At 43.8% G+C, this 10,390-nt stretch carries 7 protein-coding genes; 2 read left to right on the top strand and 5 right to left on the bottom strand.

Annotated features, from left to right (window positions below; translation table 11 throughout):
• Positions 1-225: 225 nt before the first annotated feature.
• The 5 genes from CH376_RS09335 to CH376_RS09315 form a co-directional block, all read right to left on the bottom strand.
• A complete protein-coding gene (locus CH376_RS09335; protein WP_100785654.1) occupies positions 226-933 on the bottom strand; it encodes a pirin family protein in 708 nt (235 codons plus the stop codon).
• A 245-nt stretch (positions 934-1,178) separates the two neighbouring features.
• Positions 1,179-2,324, bottom strand: coding sequence for a DUF445 family protein (locus CH376_RS09330; RefSeq protein WP_420843542.1), 1,146 nt, complete (start codon positions 2,322-2,324; stop codon positions 1,179-1,181).
• Positions 2,324-4,681: a hypothetical protein gene (locus CH376_RS09325; RefSeq protein WP_100785580.1), complete on the bottom strand. Its 2,358-nt coding sequence runs from the start codon at positions 4,679-4,681 to the stop codon at positions 2,324-2,326. Before CH376_RS09325 ends, CH376_RS09330 begins: the two co-directional genes overlap by 1 nt.
• 92 nt (positions 4,682-4,773) lie before the next feature.
• A complete protein-coding gene (locus CH376_RS24730; protein WP_100785581.1) occupies positions 4,774-4,908 on the bottom strand; it encodes a hypothetical protein in 135 nt (44 codons plus the stop codon).
• 101 nt (positions 4,909-5,009) lie between these two features.
• On the bottom strand, positions 5,010-7,109 hold the full coding sequence (locus CH376_RS09315) for a PP2C family protein-serine/threonine phosphatase (RefSeq protein ID WP_100785582.1): 2,100 nt from the start codon (positions 7,107-7,109) through the stop codon (positions 5,010-5,012).
• A gap of 402 nt (positions 7,110-7,511) precedes the next feature.
• Here CH376_RS09315 and CH376_RS09310 point away from each other — a divergent pair, with 402 nt between their 5' ends.
• Positions 7,512-9,320, top strand: a complete 1,809-nt coding sequence (locus tag CH376_RS09310) for an alginate export family protein (protein WP_100785583.1) — start codon at positions 7,512-7,514, stop codon at positions 9,318-9,320.
• A 27-nt stretch (positions 9,321-9,347) separates the two neighbouring features.
• Positions 9,348-10,352 (top strand): sulfate ABC transporter substrate-binding protein, encoded by a 1,005-nt coding sequence (locus tag CH376_RS09305; RefSeq protein WP_100785584.1) that lies wholly within the window; start codon positions 9,348-9,350, stop codon positions 10,350-10,352.
• Positions 10,353-10,390 lie beyond the last annotated feature (38 nt).

Raw genomic sequence — 10,390 nt, 5'->3', positions numbered from 1 at the left:
AGAGTCCGAAGCGAAGGAGTTCCTACAAAAATCATTATTTTAGGGTCTGTCCTATAGTTTGGAATGTGGGAACTCCGATCAGAACTGGAATCCGTATGAGAATCTCGAAAGAGAAGGATTCGCATTTTAGAAAATTATAATCTGCTTGTGTGAGTTCCCACATTCCAAACTATAGGACAGACCCTAAAATAATGATTTTTGTAGGAACTCCTTCGCTTCGGACTCTCAGAAGGGAGTATCGATCGCAAGAATTTCGGATTCTTCCAAAAAACGAACGTCAAATCTTGGAAGAGCCGGCAATCCCAATCCGTCCCTTGCGTTCAATTTTTTGCCGCCGATCTCGACGGAACCGGAAATCAGAAAAAAATACACTCCACCACTTTCATTTTTTGGAATATAAGGAATATTTAATTCTTTCTTTCCGTGAGCAAGCGAAAAAGTTACGTTTTGGTTGATCCAGACGGCTCCGCTTTCCTTTTCCGGAGAAACCACGGTTTGAAATTTTCCATCGCGTTCTTCCATGTTAAACTTCTTCTGTTCGTAACGCGGAGCGATGCCCATCTTATCCGGAAGGATCCAAATCTGTAAGAAGTTCACGGGCTCGGTTGGAGAGGCGTTGTATTCGGAATGTACGATCCCGGTTCCCGCGGACATGATCTGCACTTCTCCGGAACGGATAATCGAGCTGTTTCCCTCGCTGTCCTTGTGCTCCAAACTTCCGGAAAGGGGAATCGAAACGATTTCCATATTATCGTGAGGATGTGGAGGAAATCCCTTCCCTCCGATTACGATATCGTCGTTGAGAACTCTGAGTTTCCCGAATTGAACCCGACTCGGTTCATAATAAGAACTGAAACTGAAAGTATGTCTGCTCCTCAGCCATCCAAAGTCCACCTTCCCTCTTGTTTCCTGTGCGTGGTATACTGCGTCCATATATCTCCTAAGAGTTAGACTCTGAAATCGCAAATCGATTCCGACTTCGTTTCTCTTTTTGAGTTTCAATCCGGAATCTTTCCTTTTTCTGGTTCTTTTTTTAGAGCGCAACAAACCGAACACAGAATCGAGACAAAGCACTGTAATTCGTTTTTTCGGATTTTTAGAGAGTAAAAAAGTAAAATCGTTTTTTTGGAAATCGAAAAAGTCGACTCGATCCAACACAAAGTATCAACGAATAAAATTCAAAAGAAGAATCGAATGAGACCCGTGGCGGATCCGAGAAAAAATCCGAGAATACTTCCGTTGATTCGAATCGTCTCCAAAACGTTTCGAGTCTTCCATTCTAAATTCTTCCTTAAATCTTTCGGGTCCAAACTCTGAAGTCGGGTTGTGATCTGTTTTCCAATATAACCCGATACACCTTCGTCTACCCTTTTCTCCACAAACTCCAAAACGGAACGGAGCGGCGCGTATTCCTGAAGAGTTCTGATTTCGCCGATTTCTTTGAGATGGGTCTGGATCAGCGTTCCCAAAAGACGACTCGCCTGATCCTTCAAAAATCCCATCAGGGAACGAACCGCCTTTTCTCTCTGCTCCAGAGGAAGTTCGTTCCAAGAAGAGATATAAGTCTCCGTGGAAGCCGCCATCAGATTTACGAGTTTCTCGATCGTCTTCTCGTCCTTGGATTCGATGACAAGTCCCTGTTTTACGTGAGTTCCGTATTCTTTTAATTTTTTTGGAAAGTCGACGACAAGACTTAAAACCACTTGGGCGACTAAATTCATCTTTCCTAATATTTCCTGCAAAAGGGATCTGAACTCGTCCGTGTCCGCGACCCGAATCATGGATTCTCCGATTAAAAGTTTGATCGTATCCATAATTTCCTTTTGTCGGTTTAATTCTTTCAATAATGCGACATCGGTTCCGGAAAATTGATAATGAACTATGTATTCAACGATGTCCTCTTCCACTCTTTCGAAGAGCTGATTCAAAACTTCCGCAGTCTTTGTTTCGTTTCCGAAAGTCTCCAAAAGGACTTCGTGAACGTCGTCTCGAGTCGCAGGATCCTCCAAAACCATTCTGATTCTGGAACGGATCACTTCGTGGTGTAAAAGGTCTCCCGCAACCCAGTTTCCGATTTCCCCAGCGAGAACGGAGCTATCCTCTTCGATCGCCTTATACGTTTTCCAAACTGCGAACCAATCACAAAGCCCTCCGATCAGACCACCCTCTAACGCGGATAAGACGATCTTGGAAAGAGGAGTTTCCGGATTCCCAAAAAATAAAATACCGAGGATCGCCGCCGAAAAAGCGACGAGAAGAGAATTGGAAAAGATCTGTCTTTTTCTAAAAGGGGTTTTAACCGATTTGGAAGACGCGAAAAAAATCAATTGGAAAGTTTCCTTCGATTCAAAAAGGTCGCGCCGAAAAACAGAATAGGCAAAAGTAATTGAAGAAAGGTGATCAAGTAGGATCGAATATCATAAAATACGAATTTATTCTCCTTGTGTTTCGAACAAAAATAAAATTGTCCTTCCAGAGTTCTATAGATCGTTTCTCCGTTTTCGGACTTCCATAAGGGAAAGAATCCGGAACGAACGAGCACCGGAAAACATTCTCCTTCCTTGGAAAGCCGCGGGAGTTCCCAAACGATCCGAGAATCATCCCAAGAAAACGGATGAATCTCCGTTCCGGTCGTATTCTCATTTTGCACCGGATCGGAATTTCCCTTCCGTTGTTTTTTCTTCGAATTTTCCTCTTCACGGGCTGAAATTAATTTTTGAAGCTCCGCTTTCAGATTGGAAAACGAAAACGCTCCGGAAAAAGAATTCTCGTTCGTTTTGTATTCTTCGCTCGTGATCGGAACCAGTGAAATGGAAAGCGCAAAAAGAGATTGTAACGCAAATTCGGAAAGATCTTCGGATCTGATAGAAGTCCTTCTTTCTTGTCCCGCTTCGTCGGTCAGCAAGGCCCAGGGCTTGACGGATAAAAGCTCTAACGGCGGTTTGGCGGAGTTCAACTCCCAGAGAATCCATTCCCCCTTTTTCGCGATCTGTCTAAAAGAATCCGGAAGATTCAGAGTGAATTGATTGAGTGCTTCGGACTTTAAAAAAAGATGAGTCACTCCTCTTTCCCGTAAAAGACGCAGAAACAAATCCGAAAGTTTATCCCGTTCCTGCACCGGGCGAAGATTGGCGCGTTTCCCGAAAGTAACAAGAGAACTCTTCGGTCCCTGCGAGGGAAAAAGCTGGATGATTTCCTCAGGAGAGGAAGGCAGAGAATTTTCGAAACGATTCTGCAAAACGATATTTCGTCTAACGGATTGTCTTACGAGAACGGAAGCCCACCTGGAATCCAGAGAACTTCCTCCTCCCGCGATTTCTTCCGAAGCCACAAGAGAAGAATAAGGGATTTCTTTCAGAATCCGATTCCATTCTTCTCTCTGAGTCCAGATAGAGGAAGGCGTTTTCGAAAGACTTTCGATCCCCGTGGAAGGTCCGGGAATCGTGACTATAAATCGATACATTCCTAAAATGAAAAGGACGAGTCCCGTCCAGAGCTTCCATCTTCCGGGGGGAAGGTTTTTCAAAAAGAATCGAGCCGTGACAAGCGCCGCAAACGTGAGAAACACGAGGGAAACATTGAGAGCGGTGTACCACTTAACGTGCAACCAAGGAAGAATCAATGACAAAGAAGAATCGGTCGCCATCCAATAAAAAAGAAGGGTCCCGAATATTAGAAATCTTGAAATCGGCGGTAATAACTTTCTGATAAACAACAATCGGATTCCGATCACAAAAAGAATCGGAAACAAAAGATGGATCCAGTATTGATCGATCAGAATCTGCTTGAACACTTCCAAAATTTTCTCCGGTCTTGATACGGAGTTCGAAAATTCCTCGCCCAAAAGGGAAAGAAGCCCGTTGATCGGAAAGGAAACGGGCGGATTCTGTTGAAAGGGAACATACGCAAAATAATTCCACAGAACGGGCAAGGCCACAAGAATCGGTAAAAGAAAGATAAGAAGAATTTCCAAAAACCCGAATTCGTCTTTGTAAAAGAGAAAATAAATTCCCAGCGAAATGACGTAAAAAAGCGACATCTCATAGTGCGTATAAAACACGAGGGAACCCGTGATCAGATTCTTTGCAAAAGAGGAAACTTTTCCCGTGTAGCGAAACTTTTCCAAATAGTAGATCGCAAGGATCGCAAAGCCGAGACCTAACACGGATGAGATGGAATTTTGAAAAACTCCGACCACGCCCGCGCCTACAACCCGATCACCGGGATATAAAAAATAAAACATCAAACCCGTCATCGCAAGAAGCGCGTTTCCGGGACTGAGATTGGTTTCCGTTAGAAAGAGAAATCCGAGTTTTAAAAACGCATAGGAAAACAGAAAGAGCGTCAGAAGAATTCCCAAGTTGAACGAGACGCCGAACGGAAGAAAAAACAGAAAGAACGTGTGTAAAAAGGAAACGAGAAAAAAGAAAAACGGAGATTGAAAGTAGAATGTGGGGCTTCCTCCCTGAAGAGAACGATCGTAGCCGGAGGATAAAAAATTCTTAAAAAGAATCTGATAGTCCTGCGCGATCAGATATTGATTCTGCAAGGAGACCGAATCCGGAACCGAGTCCGAAAATAAAAAACGAAACTGGATGGAAAGAAAAAGAAGAACTAGAAAAAATACGAGCGGCTTTCTTGCGGCGTGAGGAATTTTCCATTTCCCCGGGATGATTTGCATGGGATGATTCTTACGAAACCCGATTTCCTGACAAGCAAAACGGATAAGAATCGAAGTCTTTCATTCCTCCGAAAGAGAGGAACGAAAAAAAGTCATTCCTGCTTTGCGTTCTCCTGAACGTATTTTTTAAAATCGGCTTCGGACATTTTATCGGCGTAGAGAGGATAGAGGGCCGCGATCAATTCTTCCAAGGTCGGGAACTTTGCGCCGTCGAGTTTGTAAGCCATATCAGACTCCTTGGGATTCTAAGATCTTGAAAAGATTCCAATCGAATCCGCGTATTGTCATCTTTTTTCAGAACCCTTTTCTATAAATCGAAAAACCTCAACTATTCCAAATTCGATCTTTCGATTCCAAGAAGAGTGATATCGTCTTTTTTAAAATCGGGCAAAGGTAAAGAATTGGCCAAATCCAATAGATCCGCGCAGACGTTTTCCAAAGGCCGATCGATTCTATTTCGAACCCACTCTTCGATCGAAAAAGATTCGTATTCGTCTCCGGAAAACAAAAATCGATCGGGCAATCCATCGGTAAAAAGAATCAATCGAAAGTCCTTCGGCAGATCGTAAGAAGATTCCGCATACCTGTGTTTCGGAAGCATTCCCGCATAAGGACCTATGAGCTGAAGAGATTCCGACTTTCCTTCCCCGGTCAAAATACAGGCGGGATTTCCGGAACTTGAAAAATGAATTCGATTCGCGTTCAGATCCAAATCCAATATCAAACCTGAAAAAAATGGACTCACGTCCCCGATTCTGGAAGCGAACTTCTTGGAAAGTTTCGTCAGGAATTCGCCTGGAGATAGATTCATATCGAACAAGGATGTGTATTCGCTTCGGATCACCATCGTGATCAAAGAAGCCTGGATCCCGTGTCCGATCGCGTCGGCGATAAAAATTCTTATCTTTCGTTTTCCTATCTTTCGAATATTATAAAAATCGCCTCCGACCGTCGAGATCGGCTGATAGAATGTTTTTATACGGATTCCTTCTTCCTCGAGATAAGAATTCTCCGGAACTTCCAAAAAGTCGGCTTGAATCTTTGCGGCCATGTCCAGATCTTCATGAATGGAACGAAGGGCCAACCTCAATCGATTCGTCCTTTCCTCCACCTTCTTCTCCAAGTTCCGCGAAAGATCAAAAAGCCTCTCCATGTTTTTCGAATTACGAACCGAAAGTGAAACCGATTGCGCCGCTAAAAAAATAAAAGTCCCGATCGAACTGTAATATCCGGTTTCTAAAAAGTAACTAACGTAGAGGAGATCGTTGATCATGGCGAGATAGATAAACAGAAATCCGCTCAAAAGAATAATCGCTCCCTCCCTTTTTCTACGCACCGCTCGAATCAGAGTAAAAAGTCCCAGACTTCCCGCAAAGAAAGCGTTCAGATAATAAATCGGAATCGTATAAGTAAACACCTTCATCGGAAAAAACAAAACGATAGAGGAAGCGACCGCGGAAATCCACCAGAGTATATCCACGAAAATTCTTTTTAAGTCCCTTGGATAAAGCGTAAGAATGTAATTTAAAAAAATGGGAACCGAAAGATAAAAGGTAAGATATTCGATTCGTATTATATTTTCGTAATCTATTCGATCGGTATATTCGAGTATCAATCGATTTCCGGGAAAAAGACTCCGAAATCCCATCAAAAGACAAAAAATTCCGAAATAGAGAGACTGCGTTTCTTTTCTTCTCATTAAAAAGAAGGAAAGATGCAAGAACGCCATAACGAACAAACCTCCCGCCAAAAAAGAATCCAATCGAAGAGTCCGGTCCCATTCTCCTCTTAAGGACTCCGCCTCCCCCAGAACGATCGGAGACCAGAATCCCCCCAACCTCAAATCTTCATTCGCGATTTGTAATACGATTTCCAGATTTTTTCCGTCGGATTCAAATTCGAAAAACAAAGGCCGGATCCCCTCTTCCACTTCTCTGGGACTTCCGTCTTCGTTTCTTACGATTTTTCCGGAACTCAAAGCGAGTTTACCGTTTAAAAAGAGTTCATAGGAAGAACTTTGATCCGGAAGAATCAATCCGAATCTCCGGATTCGATCCGGAAGTCTGACGTCGAGTTGATACGTTCCGAATCCTTTTCCCGTTCGAGAACCGCCGTTCCAAGTCGACGGGACGTAGACGATCTCACCGGATCTTAGGACATTCGTTTCCGATTTTCCCATCGGTAAATATTTCCATCCGGCCCAATAAAACATCCATTCTCCGCGAAGAGTCAAACTTCCGTCTTTCGGAAAATCCCAAGAAGATGCGTCGAGAATTCCCGATTTTGCGAGCGGGGCTTTCGGTCTCGAACAGGAGGAAAGAATAAAAAGAAAAAACCAAACGTAGAATAAAACGGGAAGAATTTTCCGAAAACGCGGAATCCTTTTTTTTAGAAATGGAATTTCGAGCTGCAAAAAGTTTCCGGACATCGGGGAAATATCTTTCCAAGTTTCTAAAACTGTTCAAATTCTTTTTTATTCGATTTAAGAAATGAAACGTTCTGCCTTGTTTATTTCAAAACTCCAAAAAAAAATCTGAAACGGAGAAGATGGGAAAACGATTTTCATCTTATAACTTTGTTCCGGTGAGACGAGACACTTTGCTATTGTAAAGTAAGAGTTCCCACAATTCAGATTTTTCAGCCAAGGCCCTCTGTTTTAAACAGAAACTCTCCTTTTTCTCGGAAAATTTACCGTAAAAACAAATAAAATCCTGTTTTTTTATCCTAAATATCCAATATAACGAATTACTTGTTGACTATAACAGGAATCAAATCTTTCCTGGTTAAAAATTTCTTAAGGAGGGACGAGGTGAAACACACTGCAACTAAAATGATTACGGGAGTTTTCTTCATCTGTACTCTAACATTTGGCCTATTCTCTCAAGACGCAAAGAAAACGAAAACTTCTGAGTCCGGTCCTGTTTTGAACTTGGATCCCCCTGCGGATGTGAAATACGAAGAACAGCCGAACGACGGCAAAGGGATTCCTGAAATTCAACAGGAACTCGCAAAAGAAGAACCCTACAAAAGTCCTTACAAAGGAAAACTTCCCGGCGAATTTATGAAATCAATGCTCCTTTCTCCGGAACACCAGGACGCCGTTCGAAAGGTCGACCGTCTCTGGCTCGGCGATATCTTTCGAGTGGGCTTTCAAGTGCGTCCTCGTTTTGATTACAGTCATAACGCGGATTTTGATAAGCGAACTCAGGACGATAGAAACTATGCGACTCAAAATTCTCAGGTTTCCTTTATCATAGACCCGAGTCCTTACGTGGCAGCGAAAGTCACGATCCAAGACGTTCGCGTCTTCGGCGGAGAACAGTCTCGTAAAGACGGCCAACTCGGCTACCTCGGACTTTCGAACTCGGCGGGTGTGGAACTCAGCTCAGCGCCTACCGCAAACAATTCCGTCAGCGTAAAAAACAATACGGATCTAAGAGAAGGTTTCGTTCAGTTGAAAAATTTCGCGGAAGGATTCGAGGTCTACATCGGAAGACAAATTTTCGGTTTCGGCGATAACAGATATATCGGCGGAAGAAACGACGGTCAAACCGGCAACTCCTTCGACGGAGCCAGAGTGAAATACAATTCCAAGTATTTCAACTCGGAAGCCTTTACGTCCGTCATCGCCGAAGACTCAAACGCAGGAAGCGGGAACAATACCGCAAACGGAGTCAAAAGAGGAACCGTCAACGATACGTATCTTTCTGGTCTTTACAACACACTTAAATTCGAAGACTTTCTCGTAGACTTCTACTATTTCAACATCGATAAAAAATGGGAACAAGGTCCAACCCCTACATCCAGTTTAGATAGAACCAGACAAAGGGACGATTTAAATACGGTTGGATTTCGCTTAACAAACCGGACCGATAGCAATCGTTTACCAAAAACAAAATCCTGGGACTGGACGCTCGAAGGTTCCTGGCAATACGGATTTAACGGACAAAGGGTAAACGCGGGTTGGGACCAACTCAAACAAACCGTGGATGGCAAATCGAATTCCGCGAGAATTTATACCGAAAACGTTCAATACGACTCGAAGTATTTCATCGCTCAGACCGGTTACACTTTTTTTGATCGATTCAGAGTCGGAATCCAATACTCGATCGCTTCCGGGGATCCAAACAGGACCGATAACAAAGTCGCCACCTATGACGCATCCTTTGCGACAAGATCCGGCGGTTTTCCCTACTTCGATTCGGGTAACGGGATCGTAAACGCCACGTTCTGGTCGAACACAAGAACCAAATCGATTCATTTGATGTATAACTCCGCAAACTACGGAAGATTTATTTTCGTCGCCTACGACGTTCAAAAAGCGTCCGAAAACGACGCTTGGTATTCTTCGGGCGGCGCGCCTAACACCGGACTTACGACCGAAAACGCCTCCGGCTCGGCTTTCGGAGGTTATAAACTGGGAGAAAGAGGAGGCAAACGGTTGTTCTACGAATTCGACGTGATCTATCAGTATTATCTCAAAGATTACGTTTCGATCTGGACCGGAGGTTCTTATCTTCTCGCCGGAGATTCGGTCAGAAACGCAAGAGTCAATCCATGGGCGACTAACGTAAACGATCGATACACCCTGGACGGAAAGTCATACAGCTTCTTTCTCTTTGTTCAGTTTGCAATGTAATCAAAATTAGAAGTTAGGAATAAAATGATGAAAACAAAAATATTCAAAATCGCAGCAATCACGTTTTTCTGGACGATGGGAAACATGAACCTCTCCGCAAAGGACGTGACACTACTGAACGTTTCCTACGATCCGACCAGGGAATTGTATGCGGAATATAACAAACTATTCGCAAACTACTGGAAGTCGAAGACCGGAGACGACGTTCGCATCAATCAGTCCCACGGCGGAAGCGGAAAGCAGGCCAGATCGGTGATCGACGGATTGGAAGCGGACATCGTGACTCTTGCTCTTGCCTACGATATCGATATCATCGCATCCAAAGGTTTGATCGCAAGGGATTGGTTGAAAAGTCTGCCGAACAACAGCACGCCTTATACTTCTACGATTGTCTTCGTGGTAAGAAAAGGAAATCCTAAGAATATCAAGGACTGGGACGATCTCGTAAAACCGAAAGTCGGGGTGATCACGCCGAACCCGAAAACAAGCGGAGGCGCCAGATGGAACTACCTCGCAGCTTGGGCTTTCGCTCAGAAAAAATTCAACAACGATACCTCCAAGGTTCAGGACTTTATAAAAACATTATTTAAGAATGTTCCCGTTTTAGACTCGGGAGCCAGAGGCTCGAGCAACACGTTCGCTCAAAACGGAATCGGCGACGTCTTAATCGCGTGGGAAAACGAATCCTTTCTTATCTTGGAAGAATTCGGAAAGGACAAATACGAAGTCGTGTTTCCTTCTCTCAGCATTCTTGCGGAACCGCCCGTCGCAATCGTTGAAAAGAACGCCGAAAAACACGGAACTCTGGAAACGGCGAAGGCTTATCTCAAGTCCCTCTATTCGGAATCAGCTCAAGAAATTATTGCCAAACACGGATATCGCCCGAGAAACCAAGCCGTTCTCAAAAAATACGAATCCAAATTTCCAAAATTGGATTTGATCACCGTCGACGGTCATTTCGGAGGATGGCACAAAGCGCAAAAGGATCACTTTGCGGATGGCGCCTCTTTCGACCAACTCTACGTAAAATAAATCCAAGCCTTCCGAGCAAAGGGAAATCAGTTTATAAA

This window comes from Leptospira adleri, assembly GCF_002811985.1.
Classification (GTDB): domain Bacteria; phylum Spirochaetota; class Leptospiria; order Leptospirales; family Leptospiraceae; genus Leptospira; species Leptospira adleri.
The sequence above is the reverse complement of the archived record's forward strand: the minus strand, read 5'-3'. Positions and strand labels throughout refer to the sequence as shown.

Coding starts and splice junctions, on each gene's coding strand:
- CH376_RS09335 (WP_100785654.1), bottom strand. CDS start 933: ATGGACGCAGTATACCACGCACAGGAAACAAGAGGGAAGGTGGACTTT.
- CH376_RS09325 (WP_100785580.1), bottom strand. CDS start 4,681: ATGCAAATCATCCCGGGGAAATGGAAAATTCCTCACGCCGCAAGAAAG.
- CH376_RS24730 (WP_100785581.1), bottom strand. CDS start 4,908: ATGGCTTACAAACTCGACGGCGCAAAGTTCCCGACCTTGGAAGAATTG.
- CH376_RS09315 (WP_100785582.1), bottom strand. CDS start 7,109: ATGTCCGGAAACTTTTTGCAGCTCGAAATTCCATTTCTAAAAAAAAGG.
- CH376_RS09310 (WP_100785583.1), top strand. CDS start 7,512: ATGATTACGGGAGTTTTCTTCATCTGTACTCTAACATTTGGCCTATTC.
- CH376_RS09305 (WP_100785584.1), top strand. CDS start 9,348: ATGAAAACAAAAATATTCAAAATCGCAGCAATCACGTTTTTCTGGACG.